11 protein-coding genes are annotated in these 17484 nt (G+C 71.2%); 3 read left to right on the top strand and 8 right to left on the bottom strand.

What is annotated here, in order from left to right:
- Both OUY22_RS28755 and leuS read right to left on the bottom strand, forming a co-directional pair.
- On the bottom strand, nt 1-2006 hold a 2006-nt coding region (locus OUY22_RS28755; protein WP_270158323.1), incomplete at its 3' end, for a transglycosylase domain-containing protein.
- A 182-nt stretch (nt 2007-2188) separates the two neighbouring features.
- Nucleotides 2189-4642, bottom strand: coding sequence for a leucine--tRNA ligase (leuS, locus tag OUY22_RS28750; protein ID WP_270158322.1), 2454 nt, complete (start codon nt 4640-4642; stop codon nt 2189-2191).
- 511 nt (nt 4643-5153) lie between these two features.
- Here leuS and OUY22_RS28745 point away from each other — a divergent pair.
- The gene (locus OUY22_RS28745) at nt 5154-7313 is read left to right on the top strand and encodes a hypothetical protein (RefSeq protein ID WP_270158321.1); all 2160 of its coding nucleotides are present in this window, start codon (nt 5154-5156) and stop codon (nt 7311-7313) included.
- Between the two features lie 3 nt (nt 7314-7316).
- Here the strand turns inward: OUY22_RS28745 and OUY22_RS28740 are convergent, their stop codons facing one another.
- Nucleotides 7317-8558 carry a cytochrome P450 gene (locus OUY22_RS28740; protein ID WP_270158320.1) on the bottom strand — a complete coding sequence of 414 codons (1242 nt, stop codon included), beginning with the start codon at nt 8556-8558 and terminating at the stop codon, nt 7317-7319.
- A gap of 287 nt (nt 8559-8845) precedes the next feature.
- Between OUY22_RS28740 and OUY22_RS28735 the strand changes: the two genes are divergently transcribed.
- The gene (locus OUY22_RS28735) at nt 8846-9913 is read left to right on the top strand and encodes a methyltransferase domain-containing protein (RefSeq protein ID WP_270158319.1); all 1068 of its coding nucleotides are present in this window, start codon (nt 8846-8848) and stop codon (nt 9911-9913) included.
- Here OUY22_RS28735 and OUY22_RS28730 read toward each other — a convergent pair.
- Both OUY22_RS28730 and OUY22_RS28725 read right to left on the bottom strand, forming a co-directional pair.
- On the bottom strand, nt 9873-10712 hold the full coding sequence (locus OUY22_RS28730) for an alpha/beta fold hydrolase (RefSeq protein ID WP_270158318.1): 840 nt from the start codon (nt 10710-10712) through the stop codon (nt 9873-9875). The two genes, OUY22_RS28735 and OUY22_RS28730, sit on opposite strands and share 41 nt — an antisense overlap.
- 63 nt (nt 10713-10775) lie before the next feature.
- Complete coding sequence (locus OUY22_RS28725; protein ID WP_270158317.1) at nt 10776-12317, bottom strand: GMC family oxidoreductase; 1542 nt, start codon at nt 12315-12317, stop codon at nt 10776-10778.
- A gap of 201 nt (nt 12318-12518) precedes the next feature.
- On the opposite strand from OUY22_RS28725, the gene OUY22_RS28720 reads away from it, so the two are divergent.
- A complete protein-coding gene (locus OUY22_RS28720; protein WP_270158316.1) occupies nt 12519-14054 on the top strand; it encodes a long-chain-fatty-acid--CoA ligase in 1536 nt (511 codons plus the stop codon).
- 71 nt (nt 14055-14125) lie between these two features.
- On the opposite strand, the gene OUY22_RS28715 is transcribed toward OUY22_RS28720, so the two are convergent.
- From OUY22_RS28715 to OUY22_RS28705, 3 genes are all read right to left on the bottom strand, one after another.
- Nucleotides 14126-15385 carry a class I SAM-dependent methyltransferase gene (locus tag OUY22_RS28715; RefSeq protein WP_270158315.1) on the bottom strand — a complete coding sequence of 420 codons (1260 nt, stop codon included), beginning with the start codon at nt 15383-15385 and terminating at the stop codon, nt 14126-14128.
- Nucleotides 15386-15389: 4 nt separating this feature from the next.
- A complete protein-coding gene (locus OUY22_RS28710) occupies nt 15390-16739 on the bottom strand; it encodes an FAD-binding oxidoreductase (protein WP_270158314.1) in 1350 nt (449 codons plus the stop codon).
- A 139-nt stretch (nt 16740-16878) separates the two neighbouring features.
- A partial coding sequence (locus OUY22_RS28705; RefSeq protein WP_270158313.1) for an NAD(P)-dependent oxidoreductase occupies nt 16879-17484 on the bottom strand: 606 nt, incomplete at its 5' end.

The following is a 17484-nucleotide window of genomic DNA, read 5'->3' as shown; positions in this document are numbered from 1 at the left end:
CCCACGCCCTTCAGCGCGCCGATCATCGTGTCCTTCCAGATCGGGCCGGGCAGCGCCGCCCCGTCGACCGCGCCGTAGTAGCGTCCGCCGATCGTCACCCCGGTCAGCTTGTGCCCCTGGGAGCCGCGCGGGTCCCCGATGCTCACCGCCGCCGCCAGGTCCGGGGTGAAGCCGGCGAACCAGGCGGCGGCGTAGCCGTCGGTGGTGCCGGTCTTGCCCGCCGCGTCGCGGCCGATGCCGCCGACGCCGCGCATCGTGCCGTCGGTGAACACGCCGGACAGCACGTCGGCGGTCGCGTCCGCGATGGCGGGCTCCAGCGCCTTACGGCAGTCCGGCCGGTAGGCGGTGGCCTCGCCGTCGCGGCCGGTGATCCGGGTGATCGCCATCGGCGCGCAGTAACGGCCCCGCGCCGCGATCCCCGCGTACGCGGCGGCCACCGTCACCGGGTCCATCTCGTTGATGCCGAGCGTGAACGTCTCGTACTCCCGCAGCGCCCGGCCGTCGGCGCGGCGGATGCCCAGCGACGTGGCCGTCTCGACCGTCTCACACAGCCCGACCCGCTGCTCCAGCTCCATGAAGAAGGTGTTGACCGAGCCCCAGGTGCCGGTGCGCAGCGTCTTCCACCCCGGCGAGCCCTCGTCGTTGGTGACCGTGTGCCGCGGGTCGCCGACGCTCTCCCCCGCGCAGTTCTTGAACGCCGTGTAGCCGGGTGCCCGGTAGCCCGCGCCCGCGGTCAGCCCGTCGTCGGTCTTCATGCCCTGCTTCAGGGCGGTGATCAGGGTGAAGGTCTTGAACGTGGACCCCGCCTGGAAGCCGGTGCCGCCGCCGTGCCGGGCGTCCGCGACGACGTTGTACGAGATCTCGTGCCTGGCCCTGCTCCGCCCGTACGGCTTGCTCGCCGCCATCGCCTTGATCGCTCCGGTGCCCGGTTCGACGAGGGCCTGGGCGGCGACGGGGGCGTCCGAGGCGCGCACGTGCTTCTTGACGGCCCGGTCGGCCGCGGCCTGCATCGAGGGGTCGAGGGTGGTCCTGATCGTGAGTCCGCCGCCGTTGAGCGCGCGCAGGCGCGCGTCGGCGGTCTTGCCGAAGGCGGGGTCGTTGGCGATCTCCTGGCGGACATAAACACAGAAGTACGGATATTTGCTGACTTCGCAGCCGCCCGGAAGCTTCGTGCCTTTGTACCCCAGCTTGGTGGCCTTCGCCGCGGCCGCCTGCGCCGAGGTGATCACTCCCAGCTCGGCCATCCGGTTCAGCACGACGTCACGGCGCTTCAGCAGCCGGGCGCGGTGCTCGCGGCCGCGGTTCGGGTCCGTGGCGTTCGGGTTCTGCACGGCGCCGGCCAGGGCGGCGGCCTGCGGCAGCGTGAGCCGGCTCGCCCGGACGCCGAAGAACCGCTTGGCCGCCGCCTCCACCCCGTAGACGCCTGCCCCGAAGTACGCGATGTTGAGGTACTTCTCCAGGATCTGGTCCTTGGTGTACTTCTTCTCGACGCCCAGGGCGTACCGCAGCTCGCGCAGCTTGCGCGCGTAGCTGGTCTCCAGGGCGGCCTCCCGCTCCGCCTCGGTGTCGGCGGAGTTGACCAGCACCTGCTTGACGTACTGCTGGGTGATGCTCGACCCGCCCTGGCTGACCTCGCCCGACTGCAGGTTCTTGGCCAGCGCCCGGGCCGTGCCTTCGAGGTCTATCCCGCCGTGCTGGTAGAAGCGGAAGTCCTCGATCGCGATGATCGCCTTCTTCATGACGTCGGACACCTGGTCGAGGCCGACGACCTCGCGGTACTCGTCGTAGAAGCGCGCGATCTCCTTGCCCCGCGCGTCCAGCATCACGGAGACCTCGGGCAGCGGCGGTTCGGGCAGCTCGATCGGCCGCAGGTCGGCCATCGCCGCCGCCGACTTCAACCCCAGACCCGCCCCGCCCACGGCCGGCACCGTGATCCCGGCCACCAGCACGCCCGCCGCCGCCCCCGCGGCCGCGAGCCGTACGATCATCGTCCCCCGACGTGTCATCAGAGCCGTTCGCCCTTCTTCCTCACCTGACAGTGGGGAGGAGCCAAACAGATCCGATCCGGCGGTGTCCAATAGCGATATCGGCAAGCCATTGATACCGGTTCGCGTATCGGCCCTGCTCAAGGGCGGTACGACGAAGGCCGCCGCCCCTGAGCAGCGGGACGGCGGCCTTCGCGGAGGCGTCAGGGAACGATGTTGACCAGCTTCGGCGCGCGCACGATCACCCGCCGGGGCTCGCCCTGCAGATGGGCCCGGACCTTCTCCGAGGCCAGCGCCAGGGCCTGGAGCTCGTCCTCGCCGATCTCCGGAGAGACCTCCAGCCGGTCGCGCACCTTGCCCGCCACCTGGACCACGCAGGTCACCAGGTCGCGCACGAGCAGCGCCGGGTCGGCGGCGGGCCAGCCGGCCTTGGCGACGGTGCCGCCCACATGACCGAGCCGCTCCCAGCCCTCCTCGGCGGTGTAGGGGGCCACCAGCGACAGCATGACGGCCAGCGCCTCGGCCGCCTCGCGGACCGCCGGGTCGGCCGCGCCGGGCCCGGAGTCGATCGCCTTCCTGGCGGCGCTGGTCAGCTCCATCAGCCGGGCCACCGCCACGTTGAACCGCTGGGACTCGATCAGCTTGGTGACCTCGTCGATGGTGTGGTGGGTGACCTTGCGCAGCTCGACGTCGCCGCCGTCGAAGGAGACGCCCGGCTCGCTGGCCACCTCGCTCATCACGCGCAGCGCGCGGGCCAGGAACTTCTGCGACGCCGCGGGCGAGACGTCGGCCCAGTCGATGTCGTCCTCGGGCGGGCCGGCGAAGACCATGGTCAGGCGCACCGCGTCGACGCCGAAGTCGTCGATCTGCCTGCCCAGGTCGACGCCGTTGCCCAGCGACTTGGACATCGCCTTGCCGCCGTTGATGACCTGGCCCTGGTTGAGCAGGCGCAGGAACGGCTCGGTGAAGCCGACCATGCCCATGTCGTACAGGACCTTGGTGAAGAACCGCGAGTAGAGCAGGTGGAGCACGGCGTGCTCGACCCCGCCGACGTACTGGTCGATCGGCCCCCACTTGCGCACCTGCTCGACGTCGAACGGGCCGTCGGTGTGGCCGGGCGAGCAGTAACGCAGGAAGTACCAGGACGAGTCGACGAAGGTGTCCATCGTGTCGGTGTCGCGGCGGGCCGGGCCGGCGCATTTGGGGCACTCGACGTTGACCCAGTCGGTGGCGCTGGCCAGCGGGCTGACGCCCTTGGGCGCCAGCGCCTCGCCGCGCAGGTCGGGCAGGGTGACCGGGAGCTGGTCGTCGGGGACGGGCACCTCGCCGCAGTCGGGGCAGTGGATGATCGGGATCGGCGTGCCCCAGTAGCGCTGGCGCGACAGCAGCCAGTCGCGCAGCCGGAAGTTGACCGCGCCGCGGCCCTTCCGCTCGACCTCCAGGACTTCGATGATCTTGGCGATGGCCTCGGCCTTGCGCAGCCCGTCGAGCGGGCCGGAGTTGACCATCTCGCCGTCGCCGGAGGTGGCGACGCCGGTCTCGCCGGGGTCGGCCATCCCGGTGTGGACCACCACCCGCACCGGCAGGCCGAACTTCCGCGCGAAGTCGAGGTCACGCTGGTCGTGGGCGGGCACCGCCATGATGGCGCCGTGGCCGTAGTCGGACAGCACGTAGTCGGCGGCCCAGACGGGGATGCGTTCGCCGTTGACCGGGTTGATCGCGTAGCGGCCCAGGAAGACGCCGGTCTTCTCCTTCTCGGTGGACAGCCGCTCGATGTCGCTCAGCTTGGCGACCTCGGCGCGGTAGGCCTCGAAGGCGGGGCGGTGCTCGTCGGTGACGATCTCGTCGGCCAGCGCCGCGTCGACGGCGACCACGAAGAACGTGGCGCCGAACAGGGTGTCGGGGCGGGTGGTGAAGACGTGCACCGGCTCGTCGCGGCCTTCGATCTCGAAGAGCACGTCGGCGCCCTCGGACCGGCCGATCCAGTTGCGCTGCATGGTCATCACGCGCTCGGGCCAGCCGCCCTCCAGCTGGTCCATGTCGTCCAGCAGGCGCTGCGCGTAGTCAGTGATCTTGAAGTACCACTGCGTCAGCTCGCGCCTGATGACGTCGGCGCCGCACCGCTCGCACTTGCCGGCCACGACCTGCTCGTTGGCCAGCACGGTCTGGTCCTTGGGGCACCAGTTGACCAGGCCGCCCTTGCGGTAGGCCAGGCCGCGCTCGAAGAAGCGGTTGAACAGCCACTGGTTCCAGTGGAAGTACTCGGCGTCGCTCGTGTGGAGGCGGCGCGACCAGTCGAAGGAGATGCCGTAGCGCCGGAACGAGGTGGCCTGCGTCTCGATGTTGCGGTAGGTCCACTCGGCGGGGTGGGCGTCGTGCTTGATCGCGGCGTTCTCCGCGGGCAGGCCGAAGGAGTCCCAGCCGATCGGGTGGAGGACGTTGTAGCCGCGCTGGAACCAGTAGCGCGCGATGACGTCCGCGAGAGCGAAGACCTCGCCGTGACCCATGTGGAGGTCGCCCGAAGGGTACGGGAACATGTCGAGGAGGTAGCGCCGCTCACGGGGGTCGGCGGCGTCCTCGCTCGCCCGGAAGGGATCCATCTCCTCCCAGCGCGGCTGCCACTTGGCCTGCAGCGCCTGCGGATCGTACTCACTCACGGCGGTCGTCCTTCTGATTGACTCGGACCCATAAGAAAACCCCCCGTGACATGACGAGGGGCAGCCGCGACGGCGAGCTCTCAGAACCGTCGCGGCCCACTAAGAAGCAGGGTCGCCGAACGCATAGGTCAAGCCTAGCGTACGTCTTGGGTTGAATGCGGGCGGTCGATCGAGGTGAACGGGCACAATGGACCCTTCAGGCTCGCGAGACCTGATGGTGATCTATCCGTTGTGACCTCATATGTCCCATTAGAATAATCTCGTCACCGTGGTGCACTCAGCTGGACCGGAACGCTCGGAGGCCGACCTGCCGATGCAGGATCCGCCGACCGATCCGCACGGCTTCGCCCGTTTCGCTGCGGAGTCAGCTGGGTCTCTTGGAAAATCCCATGAGATCATGCACGGTACGTCGAATCCGGACACGCACTCGGGAGGGCCGGAACTCATGGCAACGGAGCATTCCGGAGCGTCCCACCGGCCACCCTCCTGGCCCGAGGTGCCACGGGAGGACGTGCCCACCTCCTGGCCCGAGGCGCCCAAGCCGCCGTGGCAGGAGCCGCCCCGCGACGGGACCGCCTGGCCCGAGCAGCCGCCGGCCGTCCCCACCGCGTGGCCCGAAGCGCCGCGGCCCGCCCCCTCGTGGCCCGACGCCCAGCCCGCCTCCGGGCCCGACGCCCGGCAGGGACAGGCCCCCTCGTGGCCCGAGCCCTCCCCCGCCGCATGGCCCGAGGCGCCTCGCCAGGGAGGCGACACCGGCTCGCGGCACCGGGACGCGCAGCCGTCATGGCCCGAACCTCCCGTCAAGGACCCGCTGCCGGCCTGGTCGGAGCCGCCGGTCAAGGCCCCCGTGCCCGCCTGGTCAGAGCCGCCGGCCTCGTCCTCCGGCGCCTGGTCCAACCTCAACTCCCCCGCCCCATGGCCGCTCCCGGCCGACCCGTCCCGCTCCGGCGACCCGCTGGAGGGGACGATGACCATGAACCGGGTGCCCGACCTGCAGCCCGCCCCGGTGGCCGCCGACGCGGACGCCGCCGTCCTCGGCACGTACGGGCCAGGCGGCCTCGACGACCAGACGGGCCGCGCCCGCAGCTCGTCGGCCGCGGCCGACGAGCACACGATGATGTACGGACGCGCGAACCTGACGGGCGCGGCCGGCCAGACCGCCCTTGACGGCCCCGGCGGGCGCGGCGGCTCGGACGGCCGCGGCGACGGCCACGGGTACGGCGGCGCAGACGGATACAGCGGGCTCAGCGGATACGGCGGGTCCAGCGAGACCGGCGGGTACGGCCAGACCGGCAGATACGGCGGGTCCGGCGAGACCGGCGGATACGGCGGTCAAGACGGATACGGCGGGTCCGGCGGGTACAGCGGTCAAGACGGATACGGCGGTTCTGGCGGTTCTGGCGGGTACGGCGACCCCGGGCTGGGCGCGCAAGCGGCGCACACCGGCCCGGGCGTGAACGCGCCGGTCAACCCCGGCGGACCGGGAGCCGGCGGGCCGTATGGATCCGGCGGGCCGGGCGGACCTGGCGGCCCGGGTGGTTACGGGGGTCCCGGTGGCCCGGGCGGGGCCGGAGGTCCCGGAGCCGGTGGCCACGGGGCCGGAGGTCCCGGAGCCGGAGGTCCCGGAGCCGGAGGTCCCGGAGCCGGAGGTCCCGGAGCCGGGGGGCCCGGAGCCGGGGGGCCCGGAGGGCAGGGGCCGGGTGGTCCTGGGGGGTACGGAGCCGGCGGACCCGGAGGTCATGGCGGTCACGGCGGACATGGCGGGCCCGGGGGCGAGCAGGGAAGGCCCGGCTCGAACCTCAGCCGCGACCCGTCCGACCCCGACCGCCCGTTCGTGACGGCCGGCCAGATCAGCGGTTCGCGCACCCCTCCCCCGGAGCGTCAGCAGGAGCTGTGGAACACCGTCTTCGGCGACAACTACCAGTCGATGGGTGAGCCGGAGTCGCTCGACGAGCCCGGCAAGCCGTTGTGGATCTACGCGCTGGCCAGTTCGGCGGCCGTCGCGCTGGTGATCGCGCTGCTGTGGGCGTTCATCGCGGGCCCGCTGGCCGGCGCGAAGGACAGCGGGGCCGAGGCGCAGGCCGTCCCGTCCCAGTCGGCCCCCGCCACGCCGCGCAAGTCGTCCAACGCGATCGGCAGGCTGCCCGCGTACAAGGGCGACGCCTCCCCGGTGGTCGGCACGCTCCAGGACGCGCGGGCGGGCATCTCGGTGCCGCGGCTGGGCGGCACCTGGCGGCTCGACGAGCGGCCCACGGTCAAGGGGACGTACGGCTACGAGACGCGCCAGTACGCCATGGTCGGCGACGACGTGGCGGCGCAGGTGCTCACCGGCCCGCTGCCCGCGAAGCTCGCGGGCAGGTACAGCTCGCCGGACGACCTGGAGCCGGTGATCAAGGCGGTCGTGGTGGACGCGCGCAAGCGCTTCTACCAGGACGGCAACAAGGTGCGCAAGATCGCCCAGCAGCCGCTCAAGGTGGGCGGGAGCACGGGCAGTCTCATCGCCTACCAGCTCACCTCGCCCACCGAGAAGGTCACGATCGTGGCCGCGGCGCTCAACACCGGCGGCGAGGTGCCGGCGATCGTCTTCGTCTCGGTGCCGGCCGAGGGCAAGGCGCTGCTGCCCGACGTCAACACGGTCGTCAAGCGGCTGCGCCCGATCACCCAGGGCTGAGCGTCACCACACGCACTCCAGGTGCTTGGTCCCGTTGATGAAGCTGGAGTAGAGCCGGTCCGGGCGGTGGCCCTCGATGCCGGGGACGCGCCGCAGCAGTTCGCGGAACATCACCGTGATCTCGCGGCGCGCCAGGTGGGCGCCGAGGCAGAAGTGCGGCCCCGGCCCGCCGAAGCCGACGTGCGGGTTGGGGTGGCGGGTGATGTCGAACCGCTCGGGGTCCTCGAACACCTCGGGGTCGCGGTTGGCGGCCCAGTAGTAGAGCACGACCTTCTCGCCCGCGCGGTACTGGTTGCCGTTCATGACGTGGTCGCGGGTGACCTTGCGGCGCATGAAGTTGACCGGTGAGGCGAGGCGGACGATCTCCTCGACGGCGGTGGGCGCGTGCGTGTCGAAGTCCTGGAGCCAGAGGGCGCGCTGGTCGGGGTTCTTGGTGAGCAGGCGCAGCCCGTACGAGATGGCGTTGCGGGTGGTCTCGTTGCCGGCCACGACGAGCAGGATGAAGAACGACCCGAGCTCCTGCATGGTCAGCCGCTCGCCGTCGATGTTGGCGTTGACCAGCGAGGAGGTGAGGTCGCCCGTGGGGTTGCCGGTGCGTTGGGCGGCGAGGTCCTGGACGAGTTGCTGGAGCTCCATGCCGGCGGTGAGCAGGCGGCCGGCGATGCCTTCGACGTCGGTGCCGACGTACTCGGGGTCGAAGCCGCCGAGGATCATGTTGGAGCGCTCGAAGACGAACTGGTAATCCCGCTCCGGGATGCCCATCATGTCGCAGATGATCTTCAAGGGCAGCCGGGCCGCCACCTCGGTGACGAAGTCGCAGCCGGGACCGGTCACCAGGAGATCGTCGACGATCTTCTCGGCGGCGCGGTCGACGTCCGCCTCGAACTGCTTGATCATCTTGGGCGTGAAGGCCCGGGAGACGATGCGGCGCAGGCGGGCGTGGCGCGGGTCGTCCATATTGATCATGGAGCCGAAGTACTCGGTGAACTCCGCGGGCATGTCCGGGATGTTCGTCGCGCCGCCGTCGCCGGAGCAGAAGACGTCCGGGGTGCGGCTCGCTTCGACGATGTCGGCATGCCGCACCAGGGCGTGGTAGCCGGGGCCCCTCGGGGCGAAGGAGATCTCCGGCTCCGCGAAGAAGGCCGGAGTCTCACGCCGGCGCAGCAGGTCGAAGGCCTGCCGGCGCTCGGCCATGGGCTTGGCCCAGAAGCGGATGTCCGACAGGTCGAAGTCCAGGACGCTCATGGTGCCATCATTCGAGCCCGGGCAGCCCCACGTCAATGGGTGCGACGTACACCGTACGTACCTTTCGCCGGAAAATCCGTCGCGGTCGCCGCCGATGATCGCTACAGTGCCCGCGTGACCTTCTTCTACCTGCGTTAGCGATCCGCCGGCGGGTCGCGGACGACCCCACCGCCGGTGATGCGGGACGGCAAGCCGCCGCCCCGGGTCGCGACGTGGGAGAAGAGCGGGTGCGAGGTTCGCCACCCGCGGAGGGCCGCTGGGCGCGCCCCTCCGCGCACACTCTCGCCGTGGCCAGGTCGGTTCGTGGCATCGAGCCCCTGGTCGCCGCCGAGATTCGCAATTCACGACAGGGTCGCGTGCGCGCGCTGCGCCATCGCGAGGTGTGGTTCGAGCCCGCCGGTTCCCCGGCCGGGCTGACGGGACTGCGGACGGCCGACGACGTGCTGCTGGTGGCGGCCGTCGTGGACGGGGTCGGGGCCGCCCGCGCGGCGCTGCGCCGCCTGGCCGCCGCCGCCCGGACGATCACCTGCCCTCCGGAGGCGGCCGGGCCGCCGGAGGCCGCGGGGATCGAGGTGTCGGCGTCGTTCGTGGGGCGGCGCGCCTACACGCGGTTCGAGATCGAGGACGCCGTCGGGACGGAGCTGGCGCGGCGGCTGCGGGCGCCGTACCACTCTCGGGCCGGCGGCGCGGTGCCGCCCGGCGGGTGCGCCGCGTGGCGGGTCACGATCGAGGGCGAGCGGGCGGTGATCGCGGTACGGCTCGCCGACCGGCCCCTGCACCGCAGGGCGTACAAGACGGCCTCGATCCCGGGCACCCTGCACCCTCCGCTGGCCGCCGCCATGGCGGGGCTGGCCCGGCTCGGCGGGGCGGGCACGGTGCTGGACCCGTGCTGCGGCGCGGGCACCACGCTCATCGAGGCCGCCGCGTCGGCGCCGGGTGCCCGGCTGCTGGGTCTGGACCACGACCCGGCCGCCGTCGCCGCCGCCCGTGCCAACGCCCGCCGCGCGGAGACCGGGCGGACCGCGCACGGCGGCACGCGGTTCCGGTGGGGCGTCTCCGACGCCGGGCGGCTGCCGGTGGCCGGGGGCGTCGTCGACCGGGTGCTGGTGAACCCGCCGTGGGGGCGTCAGGTGCCGCCCGCCGGCCTGCTCGCCGGGGACCCGGACCGGCTCTGGCGGGAGATCCGCCGGGTGCTGGCCCCCGGAGGGCTGGTCGTCGCGCTGTCGTACGACGGCGACCCGCCGGGGTTCGAGACCGTGGAGCGGATGGAGGTCAGCCTGTCGGGCCGCCACCCCGTCCTGGCCGTGCTGCGGCTCAGGGAGCGGCGGCGAGCCAGTCGAGGACGAGCCGGTTGACCACGTCCGGCCGCTCCAGGTGGAGGAAGTGGCCCGCGCCGGGCACCAGCTCGGCGCGGGACCCGGCGGGCAGGTGAGGCAGGGCGTCCTTGACCATCTCGGGCGCCAGGCAGCCGTCCCGTTCGCCGTGCAGGTAGAGGATCGGCGTCGACGCCGCCGTGCCGGGGTCGGGGTAGCGGCCCGAGGGCGGGGTCGTGCCCATCATGGCCCGGTAGTAGCCGATGGCCGCCGCCAGGTTGGCCTGCTCGCCGATGCTCCGGCGCACGAAGGCGAGGTCGTCGGCCGCGTCGTAGCCGGGCGACCAGTCGCGCCAGAGCCGGTCGAGGAACCCGGGGCTCGCCGCGGCGGCCTCGGCCAGCGGCGTCTGGAAGAGGAACACGTAGAACGACCGCTTGAGCTGGTCGTACTCCATCAGCCCGGTGAACAGCGCGGCGGGCGGCGGGACCGCCATGGTCACGGCCGCGCGGAACCGGTCGGCGACCGCGTACACGGGGAACGCCCCCCAGTCGTGCCCGATCAGGACCGCGCTCTCGTCCCCGCCGAGCTCCTCGTGCAGGGCGAGCGCGTCGGCGGCGAGCGCGGCGCCCTCGTAGGCGGCGTCGGCGGGGATCTCCGTCGGCGCGTAGCCGCGGGTGAACGGCGCGACGGCCCGGTACCCGCGCTCGGCGAGCGCGGGCAGCAGGTGCCGCCAGGTGTGCGCCGTGTCGGGGAAGCCGTGCAGGCACAGTGCCAGCGGCCCGTCCCCTACGGTCAGGTACGAGAACTCCACCCCGTTGGCGTGGACGGTCCTGATCTCCATAGCTGGGCAACCTACACCCCGGGCCGCGCCCGGGGTGGTCGGTCGCTGATCGGCTTTCCGCGATCAGCCTTCGGCGATCAGGTCGGCGGCCTTCTCACCGATCATCACCGCGGGGGCGTGGGTGTGGCCGCGGTTGAGCGTCGGCATGATCGAGACGTCCGCCACCCGCAGCCCCGCCACGCCGCGCACCCGCAGCGAGGGGTCGACGACCGACGCCTCGTCCACGCCCATCCGGCAGGTGCCGACGGGGTGGTAGAGGGTCTCGCCGCGGTCGCGGATCCACTGGGCGATCTCCTCGTCGCTCTCCGGCATGGTGTACGGGGGCATCGGCCCGCCCGCGTACGGCTTCATCGCGCTGGTGGCGAACACCTGCTTGGCCGTCTTGAGCCCGGCCGTCAGCCGCTGGACGTCGACGCCGGCGCTCAGGTAGGCGGGGTCGATGACCACGTCGCGGCCGTTCAGCCCGATCCTGCCGCGGCTCTCGGGCTGCAGCAGCACGACGCCGACGGTCATCCCGTGGCCGGTGGGCGGGGTGAGGCCGTGGTCCTTGAACGGCACCGGGGCGAAGACCAGCTCGATGTCGGGGGCGGGCTCCTCCGGGGTGGTCCTGATGAAGGCGACCGCCTCGCCCACGTTCGAGGTGAGCATGCCGGATCGGAACACCAGGTAGCGCAGCAGGTTGACGGGGGATTCGGCCCGGGTGAGCGTGACGGGCCTGGTGCAGGCGACGAAGGCGCCGGTGGACAGGTGGTCCTGGAGGTTCTTGCCGACCTCCGGGAGGTCGCGCACGACCGGGACGCCCGCCTCGCGCAGTTCGTCGCCGGCGCCGACGCCGGAGCGCATGAGCAGGTGCGGGGAGCCGACGGCGCCCGCCGACAGGATGACCTCGCGCCTGGCCCTGATCTGGGCGCCGCCGCTGTGCTCGATGCCGACGGCCCGGCCGTCCTCGATCAGGATCCGGTCCACCGGGGCCTCGGTGATCACGGTGAGGTTGGGCCGTTTCATCGCGGGGCGCAGGTAGGCGTCGGCCGCGCTCCAGCGGCGGCCCCGGTCCTGGGTGACGGGGGTGGGGCTGTAGCCCTCGTTGGAGGGGCCGTTGAGCTCGTCCAGCCGCTCTAACCCGAGCTCCTCGCAGGCCTTGAGGAACGCGGCCGTGGTGACGTTGGGGCTGCGCAGCTCGGAGATGTACAGCGGGCCGGAGGACCCGTAGACGTCGCCGTGGTTGCTGCCGACGCGGCGCTCGGCCCGGCGGAAGTACGGCAGCACGTCCTCGTACGTCCATCCGGGGATCTTCCACTGGTCGTAGTCGAGGGCGCAGCCGCGCACCCACATCTGGGCGTTGAGCGAGGACGACCCGCCGATGACCCGCCCGCGCGGCCAGTAGAGCTCGCGGCCGGCCATCTCGCTCTGTTTGGCGGTGGTGTAGTCCCAGTCGTACGGGGTCTTGAAGAGCTTGGCGAACCCGAGAGGCATGCGGATCTCAAGTCTGTCGTCCCGGCCTCCGGCCTCCACCAGTGCCACGGACACCCCGGGGTCGGCCGAGAGCCTTCCCGCGAGCACGCATCCAGCCGAGCCGGCTCCGACGATCACGTAGTCGTACTCCATGGCCACTCCCAGGGGCAAGTAACTTGGTACTTGCTTACTCCAGGAGTGGCAGCGCGTCCATACGCATCCGTGACCTCGGTTACCTATCGTGAGCCGCGGTCAGTGGATCACGATAGGGAACGGGTGAAGTCTGCCCCTACTGGCTGGTATGTCCGTGGTGCGAAGATGTGGCGCCACGGTTCAACAAGGAGAGAAGGCGTCATGCTCAACCTGTCGATCGTCCTGGAAGACAGCGCCAGGAACACCCCGGAGAACACGGCCGTCGTCTTCGGCGACATGCGGCTGCCGTACTCCATGATCGACACAGTGGCCAACCAGGTCGCCAACCTGCTGGTCTCGCGCGGCATCGGCAAGGGCGACAAGGTCGCGGTCTCGTGTCCCAACCTGCCGTACTTCCCGTTCGTCTACTTCGGCATCCTCAAGGCCGGGGCGGTCGTGGTGCCGCTGAACGTGCTGCTGCAGTCCAGGGAGATCGCCTACCACCTCGACGACAGCGACGCCAAGGCGCTGTTCTGCTTCGAGGGGACCCCCGAGCTGCCCCTGGGCGAGCGGGGCAGGGCCGGGTTCGAGGCGGCCGAGGGGTGCGACCACTTCTTCGTGCTCCCGGCCACGCCGCTGGCGACCGAGTCCGAGTACGGCGAGTCGTTCTGGGCGGCGCTGGGCGGGATGTCGGGCGAGTTCGAGACCGTGCCGACCTCGGCGGACGACACGGCCGTGATCCTCTACACCTCGGGCACCACCGGCCGGCCCAAGGGCGCCGAGCTGAGCCACCAGAACATGCTGATGAACGTCCTGGTCAACGACAAGATGTTCCCGCGCACCGAGGGCGGCGACACCTACCTGGGCGTGCTGCCGCTGTTCCACTCCTTCGGGCAGACCGTGATCATGAACACCGGGTTCATGCGGGGCGCCAAGCTCGTGCTGATGCCGCGCTTCGAGCCGGGCGAGGCGCTGGAGCTGATGCGCCGCGAGGAGGTGACGTTCTTCGCGGGCGTGCCGACCATGTACTGGGCCATGCTGACCAAGATCCACGCGGAGGGCGCGGAGAAGCCGACCTCGCTGAAGATCGCGGTGGCCGGCGGTTCGGCCTCCCCCGTCGAGGTGCTCAAGGACTTCGAGCAGACCTTCGGCGTCAGCATCCTGGAGGGCTACGGCCTGTCCGAGACCTCCCCCGTGGCCAGCTTCAACCAGCCGGGCCGCCCGGCCAAGGCCGGCACCATCGGCACCCCGATCTGGGGCGTGGAGATGAGGCTGGTCGACCACGACTGGAAGACCGTCGAGGGCGAGGGCCCCGGCGAGATCGCGATCCGCGGCCACAACGTCATGAAGGGGTACTACGGCCGTCCCGAGGCCACCGACGAGGTGATGCGCGACGGCTGGTTCCGCACCGGTGACATCGCCACCGTCGACGCCGACGGCTACTACTCGATCATCGACCGGGCCAAGGACCTGATCATCCGCGGCGGGTTCAACGTCTACCCGCGCGAGGTGGAGGAGGTCCTCATGACCCACGAGGCGGTCTCGCTCGCGGCGGTGGTGGGCGTGCCGCACGACTCCCACGGCGAGGAGGTCAAGGCGTACGTCATCCTCAATCCGGGTGCGAGCCTCACCGAGGCCGAGCTGACCGCCTGGGCCAAGGAGAACATGGCGGCGTACAAGTACCCCAGGATCATCGAGTTCCGCGACGCCCTGCCCATGACGGCCACCGGCAAGATCCTCAAGCGCGAGCTGCGCTAGCCGTCGCACCTTCCTCCGCGTCCGGTCCGGGGCCGTCCGGCGTCACGCCGGCGGCCCCGGCGGGCACCCGATCAGGGCCAGTCGCGGGCCGGGCGCAGCGGCATGCCCGAGCGTCCCTGGTCGTCCAGCTTGACGCCGAGCACCTGGTGGAGCTGGACCTTGTTGCGTTCGAACCCGACGACGCAGCCCGCCATGTAGAGGGCCCAGACCCGGGCGGTGCCCATGCCCACCTCCCGCACCGCGTCCGCCCAGTTGGCGTCCAGGTTGGCGCACCAGTGGCTCAGGGTCCTGGCGTAGTGGTGGCGCAGGTTCTCCTCGTGGTGGATCTCGAAGCCGGTGTCCTCCATCTGCCGGACGAGGTGGCCGACCGACTCCAGCTCGCCGTCGGGGAAGACGTAGCGGTTGATGAAGCCGCCCTTGTTGAACGTCTTCTCCTTGCCGGTGGGCCGGGTGATGCAGTGGTTGAGCAGGCGGCCGCCCGGCTTGAGCCTGCCGTGCAGGAAGCCGAAGTAGGCGGGCAGGTTGTCCTTGCCGATGTGCTCGGTCAGGCCGATCGAGCTGACGGCGTCGAAGCCGGTCTCGGGGACGTCGCGGTAGTCCAGGTGGCGGACCTCGGCGAGGTCCTGCAGCCCGGCCTCGGCGATGGCCTTCTGGGCGTACTCGGCCTGCTGGCGGCTGAGCGTCACCCCGAGCGCCCTGACGCCGTAGTGGCGGGCCGCGTGGATGACCATGCCGCCCCAGCCGCAGCCGACGTCCAGCAGCCGCATGCCCTCCTTGAGCCCGAGCTTGCGGGCCACCAGGTCGAACTTGGCGAACTGCGCCTCCTCCAGCGTGGCGTCCTCGGTGGGGTAGGTGGCGCAGGTGTAGGCCATGGACGGGCCGAGCACCCACTCGTAGAACCGGTTGGACACGTCGTAGTGATGGTGGATCGCCTCGGCGTCGCGCTGCTTGGCGTGCCGCGAGCCCAGCCTGGCCAGCGTGCTGGTGCGCACCTCCTGCGGCGGCAGGGGAACGCGCATGAGCAGCGGCTTGAGCCCCAGCGAGCGCACGGCCGCGATCTTCTCGGCCGTGGTCAGGTCGTTGGTGGTGATGTTCCACATCCGGTCGAGCAGGGTGTAGAGATCACCGTGCACGTCGAGGTGGCCGGACACGTACGCCCGGGCCAGCCCCAGCTCGCCCGGCGCCTGCGCCATGTAGGCGACCGCGATCGGCGACTTGACCTCGATGGCGACCTCGGCGCCGTCGGGCCCGGCCTTGCTGCCGTCGTAGGCCATGAACGCGACGCCGGCCTCCGGGCCGACGATCTTTTCGAAGACGGAAGCGAGAGCCATCACATCACCTTCCCCGCACGCACTTGTCGTACAGATCAAGCAGGCGCCCGCTCGGGTCGTATTCCCGCTTGACCAGCCAGTAGGCATCCCCGTTGTAGAGCCGCCAGAACTCGTCCCGGTCGTAGAAGGACGTCGAGTAGAGCGACTTGTGCCCATCGAGCTCGTGCACCGCGTTCTCGATGAGCCGGTTGTGGTAGCCGTCGAACCGCCCCCGCGGCAGCGGCACCATCCCCCAGAAGCCGAAGTTCACGTACAGCTTGCCCGGCTCCAGCGGATAGAGGGGCCAGTCGGAGCTCGCCCGCAGCGGGCACATCCAGACGGGCGTCATGCCGACCCGGCCGTCGAAGAACTCCAGGAACTCCGCGCCCCGCTCGACCGGCACCTCGACGTCCTGGATGACGGACTCCTGCACCGGCCGGTCGCGCCAGCGGTCGATGCGGGCGGTGACGCCGTACTTGCGGTCGAGGGCGACGAGCCTGCGGTAGACGTCGGAGCGCATCCAGCGGCGCGGCATGAAGGTGCGGACCACCGGCTGCTGCACGCCGAACGCGCGCGAGCACCAGAACCAGTCGGTGTCCCAGCGCCACAGATAGTCGCGCACCGTCAGCCAGTCGCGGCCGCGCTGCCGAATCGACTGGTAATAAATGCGCATTCCGGTGTAATCAGAGACATAAGGGGCGCGCTCGGCGAACCGGCCGACCGTGAGATAGAGCTCCTGCGGGCCGAAGAACACCCCGTCGACGAAGTCGACCGGCTCCCCGTCGTGCTCCATGCTGTCGCAGATCTCCTGCATGGCCAGCATGCACTTGTCGGCGTCGGTGAACCTGACGTGGGTGAGCCGCACGTACGGCCGCACCTCGCGCAGCTTGATCCGCAGGCGCAGCGCGTAGCCGAGGGTGCCGTAGGAGTTGGGGAACGCCCGGAACAGGTCGCGGTGCTCGTTGTCGTCGCGGGCGACGACGACCCGGCCGTCGCCCGTCAGGATCTCCAGCTCCTCGACCGACTCGTGCGGCAGGCCGTCGCGGAAGCTCGTCGACTCGATGCCCAGCCCGGTCACGGCCCCGCCCAGGGTGATGGTCTTGAGCTGCGGGACCACGTACGGCATCAGGCCGTGGGCGAGGGTGGCGTCCACCAGGTGCTCGTAGGTGGTCATGCCCTGGACCTCGGCGGTCATCGTCCCGGGGTCGACGCTGATGACCTCGTCGAGGTCCCTGGCCGACAGCTTGGCCGTCCTGCCCGGGTCGCGGAACCTGAAGAGGTTGGAGGTGGGCTTGGCCAGGCGGGGCGCGGTGCCGCCGGGGATCTCGGCGTACGAGCGCCGGATGTCCTCCACTGCACGTTGGTGTGTCGACATCGTCGTCTTCACGCAAGCACCCCCTAGAGCCGGCAGAGATCGTCCACAGAACGTTATCTCTCCGGAACACCGTGGAACAGACCGGGGTCGTTAACGACACGAAAACTGTTCTTTGTTCCAGCCAGGCGCACCATCAAACCTACGAATCCAGAAATTTTCTCCTTATTATCGAAGAAACCCCATTGACCACGTGAGCCACCTCGCGGCCCTCGACGGCGGCGGCCAGGTTCTCCAGCGTGACCGTCATCAGGCGGCCGGTGGCCTCCTGGGTGACCCCGCCCACGTGCGGCGAGAGCAGCACGCCGGGCAGCTCGCGCAGCGGGTCGCCGGCCGGCAGCGGCTCGGCGTCGAACACGTCCAGCGCCGCGCCCTCCAGATGCCCGGCGCGCAGCGCCGCGACCAGCCCTTCCTGGTCCACCACGCCGCCCCTGGCCGCGTTGACCAGCACGGCGCCCCGCTTGAGCCGGCGCGGGTCGATCAGGCCGCGCGTCTCCTCGGACAGCGCGATCACCACGACCACCACGTCGCTGGACTCCAGCAGGTCCTCCAGCGCGGTGTAGCCGGGGTCCTCGCGGGGCGTGCGCGTCCAGAAGGAGACCCGGCCGCCGAACGCCCGGAACAGCCGGACGCACGCCTCGCCGATCGGGCCGTGGCCGACGACGCCCACCCGGGCCGCGCCCAGCTCACGGGGCCGGAGCGCCTGCTGCGGCCACTCACCCGCGCGGACCGCCGCGTCGGCCGCGTC

The organism is Nonomuraea corallina, from assembly GCF_027620315.1.
Lineage (GTDB): Bacteria > Actinomycetota > Actinomycetes > Streptosporangiales > Streptosporangiaceae > Nonomuraea > Nonomuraea corallina.
The sequence above is the reverse complement of the archived record's forward strand: the minus strand, read 5'-3'. Positions and strand labels throughout refer to the sequence as shown.

What these genes read in the sequence shown, in the direction of transcription:
- OUY22_RS28730 (WP_270158318.1), bottom strand. Translation starts at nt 10,712, where the DNA reads ATGGAGATCAGGACCGTCCACGCCAACGGGGTGGAGTTCTCGTACCTG.
- OUY22_RS28710 (WP_270158314.1), bottom strand. Translation starts at nt 16,739, where the DNA reads ATGTCGACACACCAACGTGCAGTGGAGGACATCCGGCGCTCGTACGCC.
- OUY22_RS28725 (WP_270158317.1), bottom strand. Translation starts at nt 12,317, where the DNA reads ATGGAGTACGACTACGTGATCGTCGGAGCCGGCTCGGCTGGATGCGTG.
- OUY22_RS28740 (WP_270158320.1), bottom strand. Translation starts at nt 8,558, where the DNA reads ATGAGCGTCCTGGACTTCGACCTGTCGGACATCCGCTTCTGGGCCAAG.
- OUY22_RS28715 (WP_270158315.1), bottom strand. Translation starts at nt 15,385, where the DNA reads ATGGCTCTCGCTTCCGTCTTCGAAAAGATCGTCGGCCCGGAGGCCGGC.
- OUY22_RS28720 (WP_270158316.1), top strand. Translation starts at nt 12,519, where the DNA reads ATGCTCAACCTGTCGATCGTCCTGGAAGACAGCGCCAGGAACACCCCG.